Raw genomic sequence first — 21,755 nt, 5'->3', positions numbered from 1 at the left:
TCACCAGTTCGTGAAGAACAGATGATTGACGGCCAGTGCGCCGAAAGCCTGTAGTGCAAGCCAGAACCGGTGACTTGGCCGCGGCAACAGCGCGGGAGCGGCGAGCAGCCACACCGCGAACGGCAGCCAGATGCGTTCGGTTTCGGCTTTGCTCAGCGCGCTGAGGTCCGCGATCACCACGGCAAGCAGGGCGGCGACCACCAGCACGTTGACCGGGGACAGCTCCTTCAGCCGCGGCCACGTGAACACCCGAGGGAGCGCGGCAGGTACCGCCACTCCGACGGCGCACACGAGGGAGGCGAAGTTCGCCCATGCCCAGTACCGGAACGGCCGATCCGACGCGATGCCCTGGTAGTAGCGTTCCTGCACCAACACATAGCCGTCGAACCACCAGAAGCCGTACGCAGTGAACACTGCCGCCACCGCAAGGGCACCGAACATGGCGCCGGCCAGCGGCCTCGCCGTGCGGGCGATCACCAGAACGGCCACCGCGGGCAACGCCATCAGAACCAGGCCATAGCTGAGGTAGATCCCGAATCCGAGCAGCACGCCACCACCGACCGCGGCTGTGGTCGGACACCGGACCGCGCGACGGGCGGACAGGGCGAGCAAGACGATCCCCCACGCCACCACTCCCGCGAACAAGGCGTCCGCGGACACCGCCACCCAGATCGCGGTGGGCGCGAGCACGAGGAACGGGGCCGCGCGCCGCGCCATCGACTCGTCGCCCAGCGCCCGGATGGTGACGATCACGGCAGCGGCCGCGCTCGCCCCGACCACGACACACAATGCCGAGGCCCAGGTGCCGCCGCCGAGGCCGATCCGGTCGAGCCAGACGAACGTCAGGAGCGCACCCGGCGGATGCCCCGACACGTGGGTGGTCCACGATTCGGGTTGGTTGTCCAGAATCCGTTCGGTGAAGCCGCGCAGCGTCGCCGGGATGTCGGTGATCCGGGGAACCTCGTGCAGATACTCGTCCTCGGACGTCAATCTGCGAACGAACCCGCGCTGCCAGCCGTCCACCATCGCCAGCGACATCGCCCATGCGGCGGAGACGAGCCACGCTCCCAGCGTGAGGTGCCGCCACGACAGCCGCGAGGCTAGGCCGGGACCCCACACCGTGACCGCCACCGCGAGCACGATCGCGACCGGGGTCCCCCAGCCGACGTGCACGTCGCGGAACCCGAACAGCGGAGCGGCGTCCGCGAAGTCTCGCACGCTCTTCGCCGACCGGTGAACAATCGCTGTCATCGTCTCGTTGCCCAGGCGCGGGACGACGAACGCCGCGGCGACGAGAAGCAGCGCGAGCCCGGCAGCCGTCAGATCCCGGTACGCGAAGCGCCGTCCCGCTGCTCGCTGCTCGGGTCCGATGACGTCATCTCCTTCGGCGAAAGTCGCACTCGCGCCCAGCATAACGACGGAGGATGTCTCTATGACCGCAATGAGTTCCACCGAACGCCCGCGTGCGGAGGTTGCCGTCATCGGCGGGAGTGGCTTCTATTCCTTTTTCGACGAAGGAGCAGCGGAAGTCGAGCTCGTCACCCCCTATGGCAGCCCGAGCGCCCCCATCACGGTAGGCGAAGTGGACGGCAGGCGGGTTGCCTTCCTGCCGCGGCACGGTCGGCGTCACGAGTTCGCTCCCCACACGATCCCGTATCGCGCCAATCTGTGGGCGCTGCGCACACTGGGTGTGCAGCGGGTGTTCGCACCGTGCGCCGCCGGGAGCCTCCTCACAGATTGGGGTCCCGGAACGCTGGTGATCCCGGACCAGCTGGTCGACCGCACCAGTGGCCGCACCCAGACGTACTTCGATGGCGGCGGCATTCACGTGCAGTTCGCCGATCCGTACTGCGCCGACCTGCGCAAGGCGGCCCTGCGGACCGGCACGGTCGACGGTGGGGCGCTGGTGGTGGTCGAGGGCCCACGCTTCTCGACCCGGGCGGAAAGCCAGTGGTTCGCACGGCAGGGCTGGTCACTGGTGAACATGACCGGACACCCTGAGGCCGTTCTGTCCCGGGAGCTCGAGATGTGTTACGCCACCATCGCTCTGGTCACCGACCTCGACGCCGGGATCGATGCAGGGGACGGTGTGCGCGCCGTGGATGTGTTCGCGGAATTCGAACGCAACCTCGGTTCCCTGACATCACTGGTTCACAAGGCGATCGCCGCTGCGCCGGAAGGTCCGTGCGACACCTGTCGCGTGCACGAGGGCGCGACCTTGCCGATCGAACTGCCATGACTTCTCGACGAGTATTGCTCACGGGCGCAGCAGGATTCATCGGCAGCCACGTCTACACGGCTCTGCAGGATGCGGGACACGAGGTCGTGGCGGTGGACGCACTGCTGCCGTCCGCGCACGGCGCCGACGCGGACATTCCGGACGGTGTTCGGCACATCGATGTCCGCGACCAGGAAGCCATCACCCGACTGCTGAACGGCATCGACGTGGTGTGCCACCAGGCCGCTGTCGTGGGGGCAGGAGTGGACGCGAGCGACGCCCCCGCATACGCCAGTCACAACGACTTCGGAACGGCAGCACTCCTGGCCGCGATGAACGAAACCAAGTGCACCCGAATGATACTCGCGTCGTCGATGGTGGTGTACGGCGTCGGGCGCTATCGCAACCGGCGCGGCGATGACGTCGAACCGGCACCACGCCGTAGGACCGATCTCGACGCGGGAGTGTTCGACCACATCGATCCCGACACCGGGGAGCCGCTCGAGTGGGCCCTCGTGGACGAGGATGCGCCGCTGCGTCCGCGTAGCTTCTATGCCGCCGGCAAGGTGGCCCAGGAGAATTACGCACTCGCCTGGTCGCTGGCCACGGGCGGATCCGTCACCGCGCTGCGCTACCACAACGTGTACGGCGACAGAATGCCTCGCAACACGCCGTATTCCGGTGTCGCGGCGATGTTCCGGTCGTCTCTCGACGACGGCGACCCACCTCGGGTGTTCGAGGACGGACGGCAGACACGGGACTTCGTCCATGTCCGGGATGTCGCGGCGGCGAACATTGCCGCACTCGACGCGGAGTTACCGGAATTTGCGGCGTTCAACGTGTGTTCGGGCCAGCCGATCACGATCGGTGAGGTGGCCACGACACTGGCACGTTCCTGCGGCGGGCCCGAGCCTGTCGTCACCGGGAAATATCGCCCCGGCGACGTCCGGCACATCGTTGCCGATCCACGAAGAGCCGAACAGTTCTTGGAATTCCGGGCCCGGATCCGGCCGCACGACGGACTCACCGCCTTTGCCCACGCACCGCTGCGCAACGCCCGCTCGATGGGTTCTCCTCATGTCTGAGGGCGTCACCATCTCTCCCGCGGACGTCACCGTGGTGATTCCCTGCATGAACGAGGCGGGATCGTTGCCGGGTGTACTCGCCGGGATCCCGCCGGGCTACCGAGCGCTGGTGGTGGACAACAATTCCACCGACGGCACCGCTGACGTCGCCCGGGCGCACGGTGCGTCCGTCGTGACAGAGGCCAGGCCCGGGTACGGCAGCGCCGTCCACGCGGGCGTGGAGGCCGCACGGACGCCGGTGGTGTGTGTGCTCGACGGCGACGGTTCGACGGACCCCCGCGAGCTCCCCGCACTCGTCGCTGCCGTGGAATCCGGTGCGGATCTCGCCGTAGGCCGCCGCCGCCCGGTCGAACGCAGCACCTGGCCCCTGCACAGCCGGATCGGCAACGCCGTCCTCGCTGCCCGCCTCCGACGCCGCTACGGTATCCCCATCCACGACCTCGGTGCGATGAGAGTGGTTCGGCGGCAGGCCCTTCTCGACCTCGGCGTCGGCGACCGGCGTTCGGGCTACCCACTGCAGCTCCTCATTCTCGCCGGCCGCGCGCACTGGCAGATCACCGAATGTGACATCACGTACCGACCGCGCACCGCGGGGTCGTCGAAGGTGTCGGGGTCGGTCAAGGGGACGCTGCGCGCCGTCCACGACTTCTGGACAGTGTTGCGGTGAGCATCGGCGTGGCCGTTCTCGTGGTCGCGAAGGCTCCGGTACCGGGGTTCGCGAAGACTCGCCTCGCCCGGGAGATCGGCAACGCCGCGGCCGCAGACCTGGCGGCGGCGTCACTGCTGGACACCCTCGACGCGGTCACCTCGACCGGAGTTGCCCATCGTGTCGTGGCCCTGACCGGTGATCTCGCGCGGGCGACGCGGAGCAGAGAGATCACGGCAGCGTTGAAGGGCGTCACCGTCCTCGAACAGCGCGGCGGCAATTTTGCGGAACGCCTGGTCAATGCCCACGCCGACACCTTCACGATGACCAAATCACCGGTTCTGCAGATCGGGATGGACACGCCGCAGGTCACCGCGCATCTGCTCGGCGACGCGGCCGCACTACTTGCCGACGAGGCACCGACGTGCGTGCTCGGGCCTGCCGAGGACGGCGGCTGGTGGGCTCTGGGCGTACCCGACCCCGGGGTCGCGAAGGCGATCCTCCCGGTGCCGACGTCCAGTTCCGAAACCGGTCGGAAGACCTACGAGGCGCTGATCGCCGCGGGCGCGTCGGTGCGCCTGCTACCGACCTTGCGCGACGTCGATCACGCCGCCGATCTTGGACCAGTCGCGGCGCAGTGTGCACTGGGAAGCCGCTTCCGCACCTGTGAGTACTTATTAACATTCGGCGGTTAATAAGTACGCACGGGTGGGGACGGGAGGAGCGGCCGGAGGAACGGTGCGATCCGGTTCTCGATGGCCGCGTTGTAGGCGGCCGGTTGCTGGATGGGATTGGCGTGCCCGATCCCGTCGAGCTTCGCGACGAGCAGCGTGCCGTCCACGCCGCCGGACTGCTCGACGAGTATGCGCTGGGTGTAGTCGACGTCGACCACGGGATCGAATCGACCGTCCCGCGGGCGAACGAAAATGACTGCGGGCAGGGGTTTCCCATCCCGCTCCACGGCAAGCGACTTCAAATTGTCGATGGCACCGGAGGCGACGATTACCTTGAACTGGGACTCGATCAACCCGTTACTGGCGGCATCATCCGAGAACACCTTGTCGTGCAGGACCTCCTCGACGACGCTGCCGAGAGCGGACAGATCGACGCGCGGGTACCACGAGTTGCTGTCGAGGAAGCGGTCCTTGCGGGCGGCTGTTTCGACGAGCACGCGAAGGCTCCTGCTCTCCCGCGCGCCCGGCAACCAGCCGATCCACCGCAGCATGTCCTCCCCGGCGTCGCGCGCATCTCCCCGCACGGCGTGCAGATCGACGGGCGTGCAGTCGAGAACGACCCCTGCCAGCACGGTGTCGGTGTCCTCGTAGATGTGCTGAGCCACCTCCAGCGCGACCACCCCACCCATGCTGTGCCCCGACAGGATGATGTTGTCGGTTCCCGTGGCGGCGGCATGGTCGACGATCAGGTCGCTGATCACCTTGGTGTCGATACCGCTGTTGTCATATTCCACCGCCCACACCTGCCCGAGGTCGGTGTAGGCCGCGAGCGACCGTGCCGTATCCGTGGCGTCGACGTTGCCGAGCCCGACCATGTCGACCACTGCTGTTTTCTGATCGGCCGGATCTTTCGCCTCGTAGACGTCGTGGACGGCGGGCAGGGTCTGGGCCAGCCGCTCCCTCTCGGGTTGCACGTCCTGGACCCAATATTGCCCACCGACGATGAGCACGGGCACCATCGACAGTCCGAGCCACATCAGCATTCGGCGAGTGCGGCCGAAGCGGCGCCACGAGTGTCCCGGGCGGGATCGGCGCAACTGCATTTTCCGTCGGGCATCACTCCAGTCGCCGACGGTGGACGGGGGGCGAGGGACGTACTGTTGCATCTCTTCCGACGGTACGCGTGCCGGTTTCCTACGGTGGTCACGCAGCGAGGGAGACGTCCGTGCGTTCCCCTTCCCCGCGCAGTCCGGCCCGCCCCTCCCACATCCTGCACAGGACGATGGCGAGTCCGACGCAGGCCCAGCCGGCGAGCACATCCACCACATAGTGTTCGCCGCCGTAGACGAGCGCGAACGCCATCGCCAGTGGGTACAGCACGAGTGGAATACGCAGCCACCACCTGGTGGCGAGCGGCCACAACGCGATCGCGACCAGGAAAGCGAAACCGGCGTGCAGCGAGGGCATTGCCGCCACCGGATTGCCTTGTGCCTCCAGCCACCGCGTGCTCACGTCCAGCGGGACGATGCCGAATCCGAAGCCGGCGACCCGGCCCACCGGATCATCGATCGCGCCCACCTCGGCCGCAAACCACGGCGGCGCGGCCGGCAGCAGGATGTAGGTTGTCAACCCGAGGTACGAGAGCACCAGCACCCGCCTCATGTATTTCGCCCAGATCGGCCGGGAGTACGCGTAGAAGACTGCCGCGACCAGCCACGGCACGAGGAAATGACTGGTGTAGACGATGCCGGTGAGCAGAGTCCACCACGGCGGCACACCGTGCGGCCCGAGTAGCTGGTCCTGCAACCAGACCGTCGGGATCGCGCCGCCGAACAGCCAGCTCTCCGCGGTGACCAGTTCCGTGACGCGGATGGGCATTCCGAGTTCGTCGGCGACTCCCCGGCTGAGGTCGTACACCACCAGCGCGGCGATGAGCGGGAGCCAATCCGTCAGTACCTTCAGGTGTTCACGCCAGCTGCGGTCGATGGTGAAGGCAATCAGCCCGGCGATGATCCAGGCGGCCTGATAGAGACGATCGGTGGGCAATCCGACGAACCAGATCACCAGCACCAGCGCCGACAGGTACGAGAACCACACCACCTGCCGCAGTCGGATCCGGCGCCGCGACGTTTCCACGGCCTCGGTCGGTGCGGCCCGGAAGAACTGCTCCTTTACCCAGTCGTTCACGTGCACCCCACCTTCGAGCCCGGTTAATCGATGCTACGCACCTGTCATCGTCACCGGGCTCGGTCAGGAGCGATCCGCCTCGGGCGTGTCGAACGATCCGTGCCGCCCCGCGCCGGCGGCGAACCGCGACGCACCCTCGACTGTTCCGTTCGCCAACGAGGTTGCGCCGTGGCGTAGTTCCGCCAGGAGCGCGATCTCCTCGGAAAGGCCGTGCTGTTCGAGGACCGACAGCCGGTCTTGCCGCATGCACACCTGCGGGAAGGCAGCGATGTCGGCGGCGAGTTGCTGCGCCGCCGAAAGCGCGTCACCGGCCGGGACCTTCCGGTTGATCAGCCCGATCAGGAGGGCTTCGTCGGCGTCGACGGAACGGCCGGTGAGAATCAGATCCATCGCGCGACTCTCACCGATGAGCCGCGGGAGGCGAACGGTCCCCCCGTCGATCAGAGGGACACCCCAACGACGGCAGTAGACCCCGAAGATCGCGTTCTCGTCGGCGACCCGCAGGTCGGCCCACAGTGCCAATTCCAGTCCACCGGCCACCGCATGACCCTCGACCGCGGCGACGACGGGCTTGGACAGCCTCATGCGGGACACCCCCATCGGGGCGTCACCGTCCGGGGCGACCCGGTTCCCCCGGCCTGCGCTGATCGACTTCAGGTCTGCCCCTGCGCAGAACGTCCCGCCCTCACCGTTCAGAACTGCGACGGAGGCGTCTTCGTCGCGGTCGAACTCGCGGAAGGCGTCGGCGAGTGCCTCGGCGGTGGGCCTGTCTACCGCGTTGCGCACTTCCGGCCGATTGAGACTGATCGTCGTGACCGGGCCGTCCCGTCGGACGAGTACCACGTCGGAAGCCATCGGATGCGCCTTTCCTCGCTGGTCCGGCCGACGTTAGCACCCTTGACGGAAGAACGGAACGGGTGTTCACTTCTTCGATATGGCCTATCGGCGCACTCCTGCCGTTCAGGAAAGACTGGACGCTCTCCGTACCACCCTGATCGACTCCGCACTCGGGTTGATCGCCCGGCACGGCTACGCAGGGTGCTCCATCTCGGCCGTCGCAGCCGAGGCAGGAGTGGGCACCGGCACCGTCTACCGCCACTTCGCGAACAAGGGCGAACTGTTCGCCGAGGTCTTCCGGATCGTGTGCAGCCGCGAGGTGAGCGCTGCGGTCCAGGCCGGCAACTCCGCGCAATCCACCGAAGGGCGCTATGTCGCAGCCGTGTCGGCCTCTGTGCACACCTTCGCCGAACGCGCCCTGCGCGCACCGACACTCGCCTACGCACTGCTCGTCGAACCCGTCGACCCCCAGGTGGACACGGAGCGGCTGCTGTTCCGTGAATCGTTCCGCGATGCGCTGGCAGTCGCCATCGCTGCCGCCGTCGAGGCCGGGGAAATCCCGGATCAGGATGCGTCGGTGACCGCAGCCTGCATCGTCGGGGCCATCGGTGAGGCCTTGATCCTGCCGCTGGCCCGCGGAGCCGGCGACTCCGCCATCATCCCCGCCCTGCTCACCTTCACCCTTCGATCTCTCGGGAGCCCGACATGACCGCCACGCATGAGGTTTTCAATCAGGTGCCACCCCTCACCGACTTCGACGCGGCCTACTACCCGCCGATACTCGAAGCGCTGCAACGGGAGGGCGCACACGACGCGCTCGAGGAACTGCACGACCTCGGGCGGGTGGCGGGCAGCGAGGAAGCCCAGCGGTGGGGCGACCTCGCCGAAGCGCACCCACCCGTGCTGCGGACGCACGATCGTTACGGTCACCGCATCGACGAGGTGGAGTACGACCCGTCGTATCACCGGCTGATGACCACCGCAGTCGAGATGGGGTTACACGGCAGTCCGTGGACGGATCCGAATCCGCATGCTCACCTGATCAGAGCGGCGAAGATGGCGGTATGGGGACAGGTCGACGCCGGGCACGGCTGCCCGATCTCCATGACCTACGCCGTCGTTCCCGCGTTGCGTCACAACCCCGAACTCGCCGCACGATACGAACCCCTGCTCACCTCCCGCGTCTACGACCCGGTGTTGCGTCCGCCCCTCACCAAGGCCGGGCTGATCGCCGGAATGTCGATGACGGAGAAGCAGGGCGGCTCCGACGTCCGCGCGGGCACCACCCGCGCGGTGCCACAGTCCGACGGCAGCTACCTGCTGACCGGGCACAAGTGGTTCACCTCCGCGCCGATGTCCGACCTGTTCCTGGTCCTCGCGCAGGCCCCGGGCGGACTGTCGTGTTTCCTGCTTCCCCGCGTCCTCCCGGACGGTGGCCGGAACCGAATGCACCTGCAGCGCCTCAAGGACAAGCTCGGCAACCACTCGAACGCGAGTAGTGAGGTGGAGTACGACGAGGCCGTGGCGTGGCTCGTCGGTGAGGAAGGCCGTGGTGTTCGGACCATCATCGAGATGGTCAACATGACCCGCCTCGACTGCACGATCGGGACTGCCACCGGCATGCGGGTCGGCACAGTGCAGGCAGCGCACCACGCCGTGCACCGCAGCGCGTTCGGCGCCCACCTGGTCGATCAGCCCCTGATGCGAAATGTGCTCGCCGACCTGGCGGTGGAGTCGGAGGCGTCCACCACGGTCGCACTGTGGCTGGCCGCACTCACCGACCGCGCGACGGCCGGTGACGAACAGGCGACGATGCTGCGCCGGATTTCCCTGTCGGTGAGCAAATACTTCGTCTGCAAACGCGGGCCGATCCATGCGGCGGAAGCCCTGGAATGCCTCGGCGGCAACGGTTACGTCGAGGAGTCGCGGATGCCGCGGCTCTATCGGGAGGCGCCCCTGTTGTCGGTGTGGGAGGGCTCCGGCAACGTCGCCGCCCTCGACACCCTACGGGCGATGGCGAAACAACCGGAGTCGCTGCAGGTGTTCTTCGACGAACTCGACTCCACTGCCGGAGTCGATTCCCGGCTCGATACCGCGGTCGCCGAGCTGAAGTCGAGCTTCGGCGACCTCGACAGCCTCGAGCACCGCGCCCGCCGGGTCGTCGGCGACATGGCACTCGCCCTGCAGGGTTCACTCCTCGTCCGCCACGGACATCCGGCGGTGGCCGACGCCTTCTGCGTCAGCAGGTTGTCCGGAGACTGGGGCACCGTGTTCGGGACACTCCCGACGGGCATCGACACCGCGGCGATCATCGACCGCGCCACCCCCAAGGTGGGGTCGTGACCGACTACGAGAACCACGCCGGCATGCGTCCCGGCGCGTGGCGGGAAGGCTGGGACGAGGGAGCCGATTCGCTGTTCGCGGACCGGGAACAGGCCGAGGAACACACCGAGTACCGCACACTCACCTACGAGGTGACCGGGCGGATTGCGCGGATCACCTTCAACCGGCCGGAGCACGGCAATGCCATCACCGCGGACACCCCGCTCGAGCTCGCCGCTACCGTCGAACGGGCCGACCTCGATCCCCGCGTCCACGTCATCCTGCTGTCGGGACGAGGGAAGGGGTTCTGCGGCGGATACGACCTCGGAGTGTTCGCCGAGAGCGGCGGCAATCCGGGAGACGGACCGGACAGGACCACCGGCACGGTGCTCGATCCGATGGTGCAGGCGCGCAATCACAATCCGTTCGGCCACTGGGATCCGATGGCGGATTACGCGATGATGAGCCGTTTCAATCGTGGGTTCGCGAGTCTGCTGCATTCGAACAAACCGACCGTCGCGAAATTGCACGGCTTCTGCGTGGCGGGCGGCACCGACATCGCCCTCTACTGCGACCAGATCATCGCGGCCGACGACACGAAGATCGGCTACCCCCCGACCAGGGTGTGGGGGGTGCCTGCCGCCGGGATGTGGGCGCACCGCCTCGGCGATCAACGGGCCAAGCGATTACTGCTGACCGGTGATTGCCTGAGCGGAAAGCAGGCAGCCGAGTGGGGGCTGGCGGTGGAGTCTGCGCCCGCCGAGGAATTGGACCAGCGCACCGAGGACCTCATCGGCCGGATCGCTCAGATGCCGATCAATCAGCTGATGATGGTCAAGCTCGCCTTGAACAGCGCTCTCCTCGCCCAGGGGGTGGCCAATTCGGGCATGATCAGCACCGTGTTCGACGGCGTCTCCCGGCACACCCGTGAGGGATACGCGTTTCAGTTGCGTTCGGCCACCGCGGGATTCCGCGAGGCCGTTCGGGAACGGGACGAACCGTTCGGTGACCACAAGCGGCGACAGTTCGATCAGCCGTAGGCGCTGTGCCCGCGCGAACGACGGACGTGAGTGCCGAAGTACGGCACTTCGGCACTCACCTGTCTCACGCGCAGTCGCGGCAGATCAGCTGGCCACCCTCGTCCGAGGCGAGTCGGGAACGATGGTGCACCAGGAAGCAGCTACTACAGGTGAATTCGTCGGCCCGTTTCGGAACGACCCGTACCGTGAGTTCCTCACCGGACAAGTCTGCGCCGGGCAGTTCGAAGGACTCCGCCGTGTCGGTCTCTTCCACATCGACGACGGAAGATTGCGACTCGTTCCTTCTCGTCTTCAGTTCTTCGAGCGAGTCCTCCGCGAGTTCGTCGTCGACGGTAACCCGTGGTGCGTCGTAGTCGGTTGCCATGACTTCCTCCCTTCGGCTCGGGTCTCCCCTGCCGGACATTCCCGCGCTTGCGGGGCATGGTTGCTAGACAACGCACCGGATCCCGATTTTGTTCCCCAACCACCGGTCTATGTCATGCCGCTTGTGGTATGCCCGATCGGGGTACTCCTCAATCAGCCGACAGGAAAGTGATCGAGGCGATGACGAGCCACCGTGACGAGCCCCTGAACCGCGAGCCGGGACCGGTGCCACCGGGGCCCGAACCTCCCGAGCCGGAACCGCAGCCGCCGATACCGCCCACTCCGACGCCGCCTCATCCGTTCCCGCCGGAGCCCGGACCGGAACGTCCGCCCGAACCCGAGCGGCCACCCGAACCCGGACCGCAACCGCCAGGACCCCAACCACCCGACCCGATGCCGCCGTACCCGCCGCAGATGTAGGTCTCACTCGGTCTGATCGCCGAGCCGTGTCAGCGCCACCAGCGTGCGCAAACCGTGCATCATCGCGCGTTCGTCGAGCCGGAAACCGGGCTGGTGCAGTTCCTGACGTTCGCCGACGCCGTCCCAGACGCCGAGGCGGGCCATCGCACCGGGCACCTGCTCGAGGTACCACGCGAAGTCCTCCCCGCCGCTCGACTGCTCGGCTTCCGCGAGGTGATCGAACCCGACCACGGACTCGATCGCTTCCCGTAGATCCGCCGTGCAGTCGGGGTCGTTGACCACGGGTGGCACGCCCTGCAGGTAGGAGAGCTCGTAGCGCACGTGGTAGGGGGCGAGTAGTTCCCCGATCGTGTCGGTGACCAGGGGCTCGAGGTTGGCCCAGGTTTCGTGGGACGCACTGCGGAGGGTCCCGACGAGTTCCCCCGACTCCGGCACGGAATTGCCCACCTGACCGGCGGACACCTTCCCCCAGGTGAGGACCGTCGCTGTACGGGCGTCGATGCGGCGGTCGAGCACAGAGGCCAGCCCGGTGATGAGTACCGCACCGGCGTGGATGAGATCGCCCGTCAGGTGCGGGCGCGCGGTGTGTCCACCCTGCGACCAGAGGCGCACGGTCACCGATGCGTTCGACGAGGTGATGGGACCGCTCCGGGTGGCGAGCTTCCCGACTTCGAGGTTGGGGTCGCAGTGCAGGGCGTAGATCTTGGAGACACCCTCCAGTGCGCCGGCGGCGATCGTGTCGACCGAACCGCCTGGTGTGGTTTCCTCCCCCGGCTGGAAGATCAATCGCACACGGCACGTCGGTGGGTACTTGACGAGGACGGCGGCGGCGCCCATCAGCATTGCGGTGTGCGCGTCGTGGCCGCAGGCGTGTGAAACCCCGGGCACCGTGGATTGGAATTCGAGACCGGTCGCCTCGGTAATCGGCAAGGCATCCAGATCGGCGCGCAGGGCGATGCAGTGTTCCGTCTCGGGTCCGATATCGCACCACAGTCCGGTTCCACCGGGCATGAGGACGGGCTCCACACCGAGACTCTCGAGGTGATCGCGCACGACCCGAGTGGTTCGTCGCTCCTCGAACGACAGCTCGGGATGGGCGTGGAGATCTCTACGCCACGCGAGCAGCTGCTGTCCGTCGAGTTCTCCCGACCCGGTCCAGGTCAGCTCGGATTCGCTGTCACGCCGGGCGAATCGCGCGGCCCAGTGCCTCCGCGGGCGGGTCGCCACGCTCGAGTGCGAGCGTCCCGCGTGCACGCTCGGCACCAGGGTTTCGCCCTCGGGAAGCGGTGACACCCGGTCGGCCGTCTCGGCGAGAAGCTGGTCGACGACGTCGGTCAACCGATTCCGTCGTTGGAATGCTTGACGCTGACGCGCAGCCGAGCTACCCGTCGCGAGGGCGGCGGTAGACAGTTCGAGGACGGTGTCCCAGTCACCTGTCTCCTCGAGCTGGGGCCTCAAGGAGCGCACGAAGTCCTCGACGATGTCCGCAGCGGGCCGCGAGCGTGGAACCGTGACGTCTACCAAGTCCGCTTCCAGACCGGAACGCGCAGCCCGCCAGAGCGCCGCCCGAGTCATCGTCGAGACGATCTTCAGACCCTTGTCGCCGGCCCGCAGACCTTGGACCTCCCGTTCGACGAGGGCGCGGAAGAGGGCCGCAACAAGGATGACTGTGTCGAGTCGCGGGCAGCTGTCACACACCCGCAGTTCCAGCGTCGGAAGCTTGGCCGAGGGACGGATGTCGAAGTACGCCATGCCGGGGTCGCTGATCACGCCGCTCGACACCAGGTCGTCGATCAGGGTGTCGTACTCGGCGGCCGAGGAGACGGGCGCCGCCGGACCGGTACTCGGCCACCGCAACCACAGCAGGGTCCGCGCGCTCGCGTAACCGGTGTCCGAACCGTCGGCCCGGAACGGGGAACTCACACTGAGCGCCAGGAAAACCGGCAGGTAGGGAGCGATGCGGTTGGCCACCTGGACGGCCTCGTCCCGGTCGGGCACATCGACATGCACCTGGGTGCCGCAAATCAGTTGTTCGCGGGCGAGCATCTGATAGTCGGCCAGCATGCGCTGGTAGCGCAGTGACCCTGTCACCTGCATCTCCGTCGGAAGGGCGAGTGGCATCGATCCGGCGGCCGCCACCCCGACGCCGAGCCCCTCGGCCGCGTCGACGAGCAGCGAGCGGTGCCAGGCCAGGTCGGACCTGAGGTCGGCGAGGTCGGTGAACACACCACTGTTGACCTCCACCACACACCGCTGCAGCTCGTCGACGTAGGCGTCGTCGGGCAGTCGCGCCAGCAGTTCCGGCGCACGGGTCGTCAGGCGCCGGGTCTTCAAGTCGATGAGGTGAAATTCTTCCTCGACGCCCAATTTCCTTGGGCTGCTGGCGAGCACGGTGGTGTCTCTACTGCTTCGATACGCCCTCGGTGTCATCGAAGAACGACCATTCGCCGTCGTGCTCGACTTCCATCCGCCACCCGAGTTCGCTGTTGTCGGCACGGACATCGACGAACCACGCGTGCGCGTCGTCGGCTGCGTCGATTTCTCGGGTCTCTACCACGTCACCTTTGGGGTCGATTACTCGATAAGTCGCCATGGTTTCGGTATTCCCCGAGCGCGCCGATCCGAACCAACGTCGGAATATCCGGCAGGCTTCCACCGTTACCACACTGATTGATAGTTCAACTATCTAGAAGGAGTGCAGCCATGGAACTCGGGTTGACGACATTCGCCGAGGTCGGCCCCGGTGAGACCGGAACCGTCTCACCACGGCAGCGCCTGAAGAACCTGCTCGAGGAGGTTGTGCTCGCCGAGCAGGTCGGTCTCGACGTCTACGGCGTCGGGGAGCATCACCGAGCCGACTTCGCCGCGTCCGCGCCCGCCGTCGTACTCGCCGCCGCAGCAGCGAAAACTTCCCGCATCGCGTTGACCAGCGCGGTCACCGTGCTCAGCTCCGATGACCCGGTGCGGGTGTTCGAGGAGTTCGCCACCCTCGACCTCATCTCCGACGGTCGCGCCGAGGTAATGGCCGGTCGCGGATCCTTCACCGAATCGTTCCCCTTGTTCGGGTACGACCTCGCCGACTACGACGACCTGTTCGTCGAGAAGCTCGGGCTGCTCCTCGCACTCCGCGACTCCGAATCGGTGTCGTGGTCAGGACGATTCCGGCCGGCCTTGACCGATCAGCCGGTGTACCCGAGGCCCGAGCGTCCCCTGCCTGTGTGGGTCGGAGTCGGCGGCAACCCGGAGTCCGTGGTCCGTGCCGGGCTGCTCGGTCTCCCGATGGCGCTCGCGATCATCGGAGGCCGGCCGGCACGCTTTGCCCCGCTCGCCGACCTCCACAGGCGTGCTGTCTCGGAGGGCGGTCACGAATCGCAGCCGATCGCCGTCCACGCCCACGGTTATATCGCCGACACGGCCGAGCAAGCCGCCGACGACTTCTACCCGTCCTATGCTGCGACCATGACCGGACTCGGTCGCGAACGCGGGTGGGCGCCGATGGATCGCCAGTCCTTCGACGCCATGCAGGGCCCCGGCGGCTCACTGGTCCTCGGGAACCCCGAGCAGGTGGCGGAGAAGATCGTCGACATGCGCGAGACCCTCGGCATCGAGCGGTTCATGCTGCACCCCAGCGTCGGGCCGTTGCCGCACGACAAGGTGATGCGCGCCATTGAACTCCTCGGCACCAAAGTTGCGCCACTCGTCGAACAGGCGTGACGTGAGCTAGCCGGTACCGTCACCCATCACTGCACCCTCGCGTCGGGGATCGGCGCCGCCGACCCACCCGGAGTCGACGCGTTGCAGTGCACTGAGCCCGCTCGACTGCGGAGCAACCGAGACCTGGTGGCCCATCGCCCGCAACTGGGCGATCAGCGGGTCATCGGCGCCGTCCCGGGCAGCATTGATGTTCGGATGTTCACCGCCCACCCCGGTCACCGGGGTGTTGGCGGCGCCGAAGTCGACGCCCGAGACAGCCTGCTGCGGGTTCATACCCCAATCGAGCATGCCCACCAGTGTTTTCACGACGAACTGGATGATGACCGAGCCACCGGGTGAGCCCGTCACGAATTCGAGGTCACCTCGCGCGCCGTCCTCGCCGAGACCGAAGACCAGTGTCGGGGCCATCGAACTGCGGGGCCGCTTCCCCGGCTCCACCCGGTTGGCCAGCGGCGTACCATCCGGTCCGACGGGCTGCGCCGAGAAATCGGTGAGCTGGTTGTTGAGCACGAAACCTTCGGTCATGTGGAAAGCTCCGAACGCCGACTCCACCGTGGTGGTCATCGACGCGACGTTGCCGTACTTGTCCGCGATCGAAATATGACTGGTCCCGTGCTCCTTGTCCTGCGGCTGCACCCCGAGCGGCACCGGACCGAAGTCACCCGGCTTCGCGGTGCCCATGCTCTTGCCGGGATCGATGAGGTCGGCACGTTGCTTCAGGTAGTCGTCGTTCAGCAGGGTGTCCACCGAATTACCGGGCAGCGGAACGAAATCCGAGTCGGCCACGTACTTGTCCCGGTCCGCATACGCCAACCGCTCCGCCTCGGCGATGAGATGCACGGCCTCCGCGGTCGGTTTTCCACCATTGGCGTCGAGGTTCGTCGGCCCCACGGCGGACAGGTCGAAGTTCTCCAGAATGCCGAGGGTCGCCGCCACCGCCGTTCCCCCGGACGACGGGTTCGGCATACCGCAGACTTCGTGGTCACGGTACGGCGTACACAGGGCCGTGCGCTTCTTCGCCTGGTAGTTCGCGAGGTCGTCGAGCGTGATCTGCCCCGGGGTCCGTCCTCCCGAGGTCGTCGCCGTGGAGTCGACGATGCTCTGGGCGATCGCGCCGGTGTAGAAGGCATCGGCTCCGCCCGAAGCGATGGCCCCGAGCGTTTTGGCCATCGCGGGATTGGTCAGCTTGGTGCCCGCCGCCTTGGGGCTGCCGTCCGGGTTCAGAAAGTACGCCTTCGACGCCTCGTCGATTGCCAGGTCGGGAGCCGACGCGGCGATCTGCCCGGCCATGCGGGGGCTGATCTCGAAACCCTGATCCGAGAGGAAGACTGCGGGATCGAACAATTCCCGCCACTCATTTCTGCCATGTTCGCGATGTGCCAACTCGAGCATCCGGACGACGCCGGGCACTCCGATCGACCGTCCACTCGCACGCGCGTCGGGCTTCGGTTCGGTGCGGTCCGTGTCGCTGATCCAGCGGAGATAATTCTCCGTCGCCGCCATCGGTGCGACCTCGCGTCCGTCGTACGCCTCGACACTGTTCTTCTCCGCGTCGTAGTAGAGGAGGAAAGCACCACCACCGATTCCCGACGACTGCGGTTCGACGATGCCGAGCACCGTTTGCGCGACGATCAACGCGTCGGCCGCGGTTCCCCCTTCGCGCAGAACGTCGCAAGCCGCTTGTGTCGAAATCGGGTTGGCGGTCGACACCGCATACGACGCGGTGTCGACGGGCACCATCCCGGAGCGGTAGACCGTCGCGATCTCCGGATTGGTCGCGAGGTTCTGAGTGGTCGGCGGCGTGCCTGCCGGCGGCGGAGCTTGCCCGGCGGGCGGCGCTGCGGCCGTCGTGCCGTTGGGAACATCGGCACAGGTGGCCGCGGGGTCGCTCGGTGGCGCCTCGTCCGACGAACACGCCGCCACCATGCCGGCGCAGAGTGCTGCCGCCAGCGTTGCCCGGATTCCGATGCCGACTCCTGTGCCACGACCCATCTCGAGACCCTAACGAAAACTCCGGCCTCGGGAGAGCAGAACGCAGCTGCGCCCCGCGAGGTCGGTCCAGCATTGTGTCGAGGCGCTCACGCCCGCGTTCCGACGACGACGGTGGCGCCGAGCTCGGCGGAGGACTCGACTCGCGCGCTCAACCCCGCGTCGGTGAAGGCCTGGACTGTCCGCGTTGCCTGGCTCTCACTTGTTTCGATCAGGAGGTGACCGCCGGGGGCGAGCCAGTGCTGCGCCCCGGCCGCCACTCGCCGCTGAATGTGCAGGCCGTCGGCACCACCGTCGAGTGACACACGCGGCTCGTGCAGTCGCGCCTCGGGGGGCATCAACCGAATCGCCTCGGTCGGCACATATGGGGCGTTGGCCACCAGAACATGGACCTGTCCGCGCAAGGAAGCAGGCAACGGGTCGTAGAGGTCGCCCTCGAATACGCGCTCCGCGGGCATGTTACGACGAGCGCAGCGGACCGCGGCAGGGTCGATATCGACCGCAAACAACTCGGGGGAGTCGACAAGGGCGGCGAGCGCAACCCCGACCGCTCCCGACCCACAGCACAGGTCGACCACGACAGCGCCTTCACGCATCAAAGCCGCCGCCCGGTCGACGAGGAATTCGGTACGCCGGCGAGGCACGAAAACCTCGGCGTCGACCGCTATTCGCAGACCGCAGAACTCTGCCCAGCCGAGCACGTGTTCCAGTGGCACACCGGAAACGCGCCGCTGGACCATCGACTCGAGGTTCGTCCGATCACTCGCGGCCGCGAGGATCAACCGTGCTTCATCTTCGGCGAAAACGCAGCCGGCAGAGCGCAATTGATGAACGAGAGCATCTTCGACGGAAACTGACATGAGAGTGCCTTTCGGATTGCCGATGGGCGCTCTCTCGGCCACCTTAGGTCGGCACCACCGCGCGGTCGCGGGGTGAGAGCACCCGGACTGAACTGACGAACACGGGTCTCACCTCCTCGAACCACTCCAACTGGAGAGGGCAACACTACCTGCCGGGCACCCGGGCGAACAGGCGAACGCCGCGAACACACACCGCGTGCCCTCGCCGCACGGGCGATACGATCGTCGCCGCACCAGCCTCGAAAGGACTCCGTCACCACATGCGCCGCACTCTTGCTCTGACCGCCCTCACCCTCTGCTCCGCGACATTCCTGGCCGCCTGCGGTGGGGACAGCGCCGATTCCGCGGCACCGGAGTCGAGCACGACCTCCGCCGCTGCCAGGACCACCGCCGCCTCCGCACCGGGGAAGCGCATCTTCGCAGTCGCCGACGACCCCGCCACCGCCGCCGATTACCTGACCTACCTGAGGTCGATGAACCAGAACGTCACCAACGACGAGACCGCGGTGCACCAGGCCGGCGAAATCTGCACCGCCCTCGACGCCGGCAAACCCCTCGACCGGGTGCGCGAGGAGTGGACGCCCATGCTCACCGCCGACGGCGTCTACTACTACATCATCGGTGCGATCACCCGGTACTGCCCCGACCACGAGGGCGTCCTCAACTGAGGGCGCTTCGCGCCCGTGCGCCTTTCTGGTTGCTCCAGCTACCAGAAAGGCGCACGGGCGGCGGAGCCGCCTAAGCGGGAATACCTGCACAGCTCCGGTGTTACACCTCGTAAGGTAGTTGAAGAATCAATTACACGAGTTCGAGGAGATATCCGATGCCTGCCGTGACTGTCGACAACATCCTTGCCCTGCCGCGTATCGACGCCCCTGCCCCAAGCGCCGTCGACCGGCCGGTCCGCTCCCTGACCACGGCTCCGGTCGGGTACGAGGGCGAGGGCTTCCCCGTTCGCCGCGCCTTCGCCGGCATCGATCTGGCCGCGCTCGACCCGTTCATCCACATGGACCAGATGGGCGAGGTGAACTACGCGCCCGGCGAGCCGAAGGGAACGCCGTGGCACCCGCATCGCGGGTTCGAGACCGTGACCTACATGATCGACGGAATCATGGAGCACCAGGACTCCAACGGCGGCGGCGGCACCATCGGCGGCGGCGACACGCAATGGATGACGGCCGGTGGAGGCATCCTCCACATCGAGACCCCGCCCGAGCACCTGGTCATGAGCGGTGGGCTATTCCACGGCGTCCAATTGTGGGTGAACCTGCCCCGCGACAACAAGATGGCCGCACCCCGCTACCAGGACATCACCGGGCAGAAGGTGGCCCTGCTGTCCTCCCCCGACGGCGGCGCCCTGGTGCGGGTCATCGCGGGCGAGGTGGACGGACACTCCGGCCCGGGCTCGACATACACCCCGATCAGCCTGGTTCACGCGACCGTTGCCCCCGGGGCGAGCCTGACGCTGCCGTGGAATCCGGAATTCAACGCCCTTGCGTACGTCCTCGCCGGTGAGGGTCTGGTCGGTTCGGAGCGCAGGCCGTTCCGGATGGGGCAGACCGCCGTCTTCGGACGCGGCGACACCCTCACCATCGCCGCGGCAGACACCCAGGACTCGCGTACCTCCTCGCTGGAGGTGTTCGTCCTCGGCGGCAAGCCGATCCGCGAGCCGGTGGCTATGGCCGGACCGTTCGTGATGAACACGAAGGCCGAGGTAATGCAGGCGTTCGAGGACTTCCAGGCCGGTCGCCTGGGATCCATTCCCGCGGCGCACGAGACGCTGGGCTAGTTCCGGCCCGTCGCGGCGATCGAGGCAGGTGAACGCCGGACTGCGGTGTTCACCAGTCTTCAGTGACGCCGGATCTTCGCGTCGATGCGGCGGATTCGGAGATCGTTCTGCGGTATGCGGAAGGTCTCGATCACCCGCACGGTCACGAAGGTTCGGCCGAACAGTCCGGCGTCCAAAAGATAATCGGCTGTGACGTCGTCCCCGGCCACCGACCACGCCACCTCACGAACGGCGCGGATCAGACGGAACTGCGGACCTCGGGAGAGACTGCGCCGCAGATGGTTTCCGGAGAACGCCGTCTTGATTCCCGCCTCGTAGCGGACGGCCCGGGGATCGAAGGGCACCGCGTTCCCATCGTGACTGACCAGCGCATCCAGGTACGCCTGGGCCACCTCGACCTGAGTGTTCATGTCAGTAGTCGAACATTTCTGCCGCGGCGAGCACCAGCATTTGCGCGTCTTCGCAATCACGCGCCGTTGCCGCCACCGAGGCGGTCAGTCTGTTGCCGCGTCGGGCAATTTCGCTCATCGGGCTGTGCGGCACGTTGGTGTCGACAATTTCTCCGGGATAGAAGTAGTAATGGCATTCGAGCCCGTCCTCGAAGAAGGCGAACGACTCTCCGTCGATCTCGACCACCTCCGGTCCCCCGGTCCGCGGCGGTGGGGTGGACAGGGCGAACCGCACGGACGCCTCGTCGCCGCGTCCGAGGGTCAGGCGGCACTCGTACGGCCGACTGCCCGGGGCGAACGTCGCGATCTCGGGTTCGGTCACCTTTTCGACCACCCGGCACGGGTCTTGCTGCGCCAGTGGGATATTCGCGGTACCCCGCGGAGCCGAATGCAGCCTGGCCGTCACCGCCCCGAGGACGGCTCTCGCCTCCGCGCAGTCGTCACCGGCATCCGGCCTCACCACACCGGCAGTTCCGTCGAGATAGGAGACGTGACCCCAGCGCTCCGGCGCGGCGCCTCCCGGAACCGGTGGCAGCGAGAAGTAGAGCGTGCATGTACCGGGTAGCGGCGACAGCGCCGGGCGCACCTCGATGCCACCGGCGGCGCGGCCGCGGCCGACTCCCTCGGACGGTTCACGCTCCCCCACCACGACCTCGATCCAGGACGGATCGACCGGTGTACCGCCGGGCGGGATCACCTCGGCATGGCACGTCGACAGGTCGCCTGCCGGACCGTATGCGGTGAGTACGCCGAACGACGCCACCCCGGCTGCATCGAGCAGTCCGCACGGTTCGACGGCTCTGGCCGCCGCAGCCACCGCGAGCTCTGCGCGGACGAAGTCGCTGACAGGCCGGCCGTAGACCGGTGCACCCACCCCGACGACACGCGGCGAGCCGTCCACGTTCACCCCGCAGGACAGGGAACACGCTGCGAAAACGATGGCGAGAACCATCGGAGTGACCCGCGAGATGTGACGCACTGCACCTCCCTCGCTCGACGTGTCGAACGGCGGCACATCCGGAAACGTGCCGAACCCCTACACACGGAGAATAGGCTCAGGAGTAGAGTGCTCGTTATGCATCGCGCACTTCTCCTTGGTTGCCGCGACGGGGTCTGATCCAGACTGGCTTCCCGTCGCGGGGTTCTCGTGCGCCGGTCGACA

At 67.2% G+C, this 21,755-nt stretch carries 21 protein-coding genes; 10 read left to right on the top strand and 11 right to left on the bottom strand.

Going from position 1 to position 21,755, the window contains the following annotated elements; all coding sequences use genetic code 11:
- Positions 1 to 1,413 carry a hypothetical protein gene (locus ACH49N_RS09735; RefSeq protein ID WP_358271516.1) on the bottom strand — a complete coding sequence of 471 codons (1,413 nt, stop codon included), beginning with the start codon at positions 1,411 to 1,413 and terminating at the stop codon, positions 1 to 3.
- A 19-nt stretch (positions 1,414 to 1,432) separates the two neighbouring features.
- Here ACH49N_RS09735 and ACH49N_RS09730 point away from each other — a divergent pair, with 19 nt between their 5' ends.
- From ACH49N_RS09730 to ACH49N_RS09715, 4 genes are read left to right on the top strand one after another with little or no spacing between them, the layout of a single operon-like run.
- Entirely contained in the window at positions 1,433 to 2,239 is an 807-nt protein-coding gene (locus ACH49N_RS09730; RefSeq protein ID WP_358271518.1) for an S-methyl-5'-thioadenosine phosphorylase, read from the top strand.
- On the top strand, positions 2,236 to 3,303 hold the full coding sequence (locus tag ACH49N_RS09725; protein WP_358271520.1) for an NAD-dependent epimerase/dehydratase family protein: 1,068 nt from the start codon (positions 2,236 to 2,238) through the stop codon (positions 3,301 to 3,303). Before ACH49N_RS09730 ends, ACH49N_RS09725 begins: the two co-directional genes overlap by 4 nt.
- On the top strand, positions 3,296 to 3,970 hold the full coding sequence (locus tag ACH49N_RS09720) for a glycosyltransferase family 2 protein (RefSeq protein WP_358271522.1): 675 nt from the start codon (positions 3,296 to 3,298) through the stop codon (positions 3,968 to 3,970). The genes ACH49N_RS09725 and ACH49N_RS09720 overlap by 8 nt, the downstream gene beginning before the upstream one ends.
- Positions 3,967 to 4,644 carry a DUF2064 domain-containing protein gene (locus tag ACH49N_RS09715; RefSeq protein ID WP_358271524.1) on the top strand — a complete coding sequence of 226 codons (678 nt, stop codon included), beginning with the start codon at positions 3,967 to 3,969 and terminating at the stop codon, positions 4,642 to 4,644. The genes ACH49N_RS09720 and ACH49N_RS09715 overlap by 4 nt, the downstream gene beginning before the upstream one ends.
- Here the strand turns inward: ACH49N_RS09715 and ACH49N_RS09710 are convergent.
- From ACH49N_RS09710 to ACH49N_RS09700, 3 genes are all read right to left on the bottom strand, one after another.
- A complete protein-coding gene (locus ACH49N_RS09710) occupies positions 4,641 to 5,789 on the bottom strand; it encodes an alpha/beta hydrolase (RefSeq protein ID WP_358271525.1) in 1,149 nt (382 codons plus the stop codon). The two genes, ACH49N_RS09715 and ACH49N_RS09710, sit on opposite strands and share 4 nt — an antisense overlap.
- A 37-nt stretch (positions 5,790 to 5,826) precedes the next feature.
- Positions 5,827 to 6,720 carry a phosphatase PAP2 family protein gene (locus ACH49N_RS09705; protein ID WP_358272040.1) on the bottom strand — a complete coding sequence of 298 codons (894 nt, stop codon included), beginning with the start codon at positions 6,718 to 6,720 and terminating at the stop codon, positions 5,827 to 5,829.
- Between the two features lie 153 nt (positions 6,721 to 6,873).
- The gene (locus tag ACH49N_RS09700) at positions 6,874 to 7,665 is read right to left on the bottom strand and encodes a crotonase/enoyl-CoA hydratase family protein (RefSeq protein WP_358271526.1); all 792 of its coding nucleotides are present in this window, start codon (positions 7,663 to 7,665) and stop codon (positions 6,874 to 6,876) included.
- A gap of 79 nt (positions 7,666 to 7,744) precedes the next feature.
- Here ACH49N_RS09700 and ACH49N_RS09695 point away from each other — a divergent pair, with 79 nt between their 5' ends.
- From ACH49N_RS09695 to ACH49N_RS09685, 3 genes are read left to right on the top strand one after another with little or no spacing between them, the layout of a single operon-like run.
- Positions 7,745 to 8,356 (top strand): TetR/AcrR family transcriptional regulator, encoded by a 612-nt coding sequence (locus tag ACH49N_RS09695; protein WP_159918938.1) that lies wholly within the window; start codon positions 7,745 to 7,747, stop codon positions 8,354 to 8,356.
- A complete protein-coding gene (locus ACH49N_RS09690; RefSeq protein ID WP_358271528.1) occupies positions 8,353 to 9,990 on the top strand; it encodes an acyl-CoA dehydrogenase family protein in 1,638 nt (545 codons plus the stop codon). The genes ACH49N_RS09695 and ACH49N_RS09690 overlap by 4 nt, the downstream gene beginning before the upstream one ends.
- A gap of 23 nt (positions 9,991 to 10,013) precedes the next feature.
- Entirely contained in the window at positions 10,014 to 11,009 is a 996-nt protein-coding gene (locus ACH49N_RS09685) for a crotonase/enoyl-CoA hydratase family protein (RefSeq protein ID WP_397504496.1), read from the top strand.
- Positions 11,010 to 11,073: 64 nt separating this feature from the next.
- Here the strand turns inward: ACH49N_RS09685 and ACH49N_RS09680 are convergent, their stop codons facing one another.
- The 3 genes from ACH49N_RS09680 to ACH49N_RS09670 form a co-directional block, all read right to left on the bottom strand.
- On the bottom strand, positions 11,074 to 11,373 hold the full coding sequence (locus ACH49N_RS09680; protein ID WP_358271531.1) for a DUF4193 domain-containing protein: 300 nt from the start codon (positions 11,371 to 11,373) through the stop codon (positions 11,074 to 11,076).
- Positions 11,374 to 11,795: 422 nt separating this feature from the next.
- A complete protein-coding gene (locus ACH49N_RS09675; protein ID WP_358271532.1) occupies positions 11,796 to 14,183 on the bottom strand; it encodes a glutamate--cysteine ligase in 2,388 nt (795 codons plus the stop codon).
- Positions 14,184 to 14,193: 10 nt separating this feature from the next.
- On the bottom strand, positions 14,194 to 14,385 hold the full coding sequence (locus ACH49N_RS09670; RefSeq protein ID WP_109326290.1) for a hypothetical protein: 192 nt from the start codon (positions 14,383 to 14,385) through the stop codon (positions 14,194 to 14,196).
- Between the two features lie 110 nt (positions 14,386 to 14,495).
- Between ACH49N_RS09670 and ACH49N_RS09665 the strand changes: the two genes are divergently transcribed.
- Positions 14,496 to 15,506: an LLM class flavin-dependent oxidoreductase gene (locus ACH49N_RS09665; protein ID WP_358271534.1), complete on the top strand. Its 1,011-nt coding sequence runs from the start codon at positions 14,496 to 14,498 to the stop codon at positions 15,504 to 15,506.
- A 6-nt stretch (positions 15,507 to 15,512) separates the two neighbouring features.
- On the opposite strand, the gene ggt is transcribed toward ACH49N_RS09665, so the two are convergent.
- Both ggt and ACH49N_RS09655 read right to left on the bottom strand, forming a co-directional pair.
- Positions 15,513 to 17,498, bottom strand: a complete 1,986-nt coding sequence (gene ggt / locus ACH49N_RS09660; RefSeq protein WP_358271536.1) for a gamma-glutamyltransferase — start codon at positions 17,496 to 17,498, stop codon at positions 15,513 to 15,515.
- A gap of 86 nt (positions 17,499 to 17,584) precedes the next feature.
- A complete protein-coding gene (locus tag ACH49N_RS09655; protein ID WP_358271537.1) occupies positions 17,585 to 18,355 on the bottom strand; it encodes a putative protein N(5)-glutamine methyltransferase in 771 nt (256 codons plus the stop codon).
- 260 nt (positions 18,356 to 18,615) lie between these two features.
- Between ACH49N_RS09655 and ACH49N_RS09650 the strand changes: the two genes are divergently transcribed.
- Entirely contained in the window at positions 18,616 to 19,023 is a 408-nt protein-coding gene (locus tag ACH49N_RS09650) for a DUF732 domain-containing protein (RefSeq protein WP_317745195.1), read from the top strand.
- Positions 19,024 to 19,178: 155 nt separating this feature from the next.
- A complete protein-coding gene (locus ACH49N_RS09645) occupies positions 19,179 to 20,144 on the top strand; it encodes a pirin family protein (RefSeq protein WP_358271539.1) in 966 nt (321 codons plus the stop codon).
- A gap of 59 nt (positions 20,145 to 20,203) precedes the next feature.
- On the opposite strand, the gene ACH49N_RS09640 is transcribed toward ACH49N_RS09645, so the two are convergent.
- Together ACH49N_RS09640 and ACH49N_RS09635 are read right to left on the bottom strand one after the other, a co-directional pair.
- Positions 20,204 to 20,554, bottom strand: a complete 351-nt coding sequence (locus tag ACH49N_RS09640; protein ID WP_358271541.1) for a hypothetical protein — start codon at positions 20,552 to 20,554, stop codon at positions 20,204 to 20,206.
- A gap of 1 nt (position 20,555) precedes the next feature.
- Positions 20,556 to 21,572, bottom strand: a complete 1,017-nt coding sequence (locus ACH49N_RS09635) for a hypothetical protein (RefSeq protein ID WP_317767692.1) — start codon at positions 21,570 to 21,572, stop codon at positions 20,556 to 20,558.
- Positions 21,573 to 21,755: the final 183 nt, after the last annotated feature.

Origin of the sequence: Rhodococcus sp. NPDC019647, assembly GCF_044389235.1 — a bacterium.
Lineage (GTDB): Bacteria > Actinomycetota > Actinomycetes > Mycobacteriales > Mycobacteriaceae > Rhodococcus_F > Rhodococcus_F oxybenzonivorans.
Note: the sequence above shows the minus strand (reverse complement) of the source record. Positions and strands in the feature narration are given on the sequence as shown.